The 1697-nt window shown below is 37.8% G+C and carries 2 protein-coding genes; both read left to right on the top strand.

All coding sequences use genetic code 11. The features are described from left to right. Positions 1–259 precede the first annotated feature (259 nt). Positions 260–1519: a transposase gene (locus tag F6K49_RS46415; RefSeq protein WP_293109213.1), complete on the top strand. Its 1260-nt coding sequence runs from the start codon at positions 260–262 to the stop codon at positions 1517–1519. After that, positions 1494–1697, top strand: a 204-nt coding sequence (locus F6K49_RS46410; protein WP_293109211.1) for a hypothetical protein, incomplete at its 3' end; no start/stop codon positions are given. The genes F6K49_RS46415 and F6K49_RS46410, both read left to right, overlap by 26 nt.

The raw sequence follows: 1697 nt of genomic DNA, 5'->3' as shown, positions 1-1697 counted from the left end.
TCTATTAAGTTTTGTAACATTTTGGTCGTTGAAAGGGGTGAGGGGTTGCACCCCACATTTATCTTGCTATACTTAGATCAGTAGATGCACCCTGATGATCGAGAGAGTCACACCAACGGCTCTCTTATTTTTTTTGGCTATCAATATGGAGCAAGAGGACTCACGTTATACCCATCGGGTTAGCGTGAGGTGAATTGCGGTCAGAAGCTTAGTTCTACTCAAGTGGCATTCCTGGATAGAATTATGTTATAATTTAAATATGCTAAGACTAACCTACGAGTACAAACTGATTCCTTCCCAAAAACAAATCGCCGTCATTGAAGATATATTGGCGGTTTGCAGAAAAGTGTGGAATTACGCTTTAAGGGAACGAAAAGATTGGTACAAAAGTCGAAAGTGCGCAGTTAATTATTGTTCATTACAGCATGAATATATAATTCCAGTAGATCAGCCATATCCTAACTACAAGATACAAGCTGCTAATTTAACTAAAGCCAAAAAAGCCAATCCTGAACTCAAAAGAATAAATGCTCAGGTCTTACAACAAGTTTTAAAGACTTTAGATCGAGCATTTAAAAACATGAAAGAACAAGGATATGGTTTTCCTAGATTTAAAAATCCATATCGGATGCGATCGTTTGTATTTCCTCAATTTAAAACAAATCCAATAAATAATGAGTGGATTAAACTGCCTCAAATTGGATTAGTTAAACTGAGATTATCACGACCAATTCCAGATGGTTTTAAGATAAAGCAAGTTAGAATAGTTAGACGAGCTAGTGGTTATTTTGCAATGCTGTCTTTACAAAGTGAAGTCAGTGTTCCTGATACTCCACCACGGGGTCATCCCCTTGGGATTGATGTTGGGTTAGATAAGTTTTTAGCAACTTCTGATAATCAACTAATAGAGCGACCTAGATTTTTAAAAAAGCTGCACAGTAAGCTTAAATTGCTACAACGCAGATTGAAGCTAAAGAAAAAAGGTTCCAAAAATAAACATAAACTAAATTGTCAAATAGCAAGACTTCATCAGAAAATATCAGATACCCGAAAAGATTTTCACTTTAAGTTAGCAAATTATCTTTGTGACCAGGCTGGAATGATATTTGTTGTTGGCGAAGCCTGTCCGAAGGACATGGACTTAGATTTCAGAACTTGGGCAAAAGGAATGTTAGGGAAACATACCCTTGATGCGGGTTTTGGTCAGTTCTTTGATATCTTAGCTTGGGTTTGTTGGAAACGAGGCGTATATTTTGGCAAAGTTGATTACAGATATACTAGTCAAATTTGTCCAAATTGTGGTATAAATACAGGCAAAAAAGATTTGTCTGAACGCATACACAAATGTCCTGAATGCCATTATGAAATTAACAGAGATGTTTCAGCTGCTCAAGTGATTTGTCAACGTGGTATTACTGCGGTCGGACAGATCGTGCTAGAAAATGACTGTGTAGGCGGGCTGTCGGGGGTTTACAACAACCTAGATAAGTGCTTTGGAAGCAGTAAACCCAAATTGTGAAGTTTGGGAATCCCCCGTTATAATCTCTGATTTAACGGGGGATGATGTCAAACTGTATTTGCTACCGTGCTTAGTGCTGGGTTCAAGTCGAGGAGTAGAACCACAGACCAATTACTTAACACAACTTGTCATGGAAGATCAGCAAATCTATCAGTCTGTTGTTAATTCTCTTAGGTCT

It is taken from the genome of Moorena sp. SIO3I6 (assembly GCF_010672095.1).
The sequence above is the reverse complement of the archived record's forward strand: the minus strand, read 5'-3'. Positions and strand labels throughout refer to the sequence as shown.

Excerpts from the sequence above, each read along its gene's own strand:
- F6K49_RS46415 (WP_293109213.1), top strand. The coding sequence starts at position 260 with ATGCTAAGACTAACCTACGAGTACAAACTGATTCCTTCCCAAAAACAA.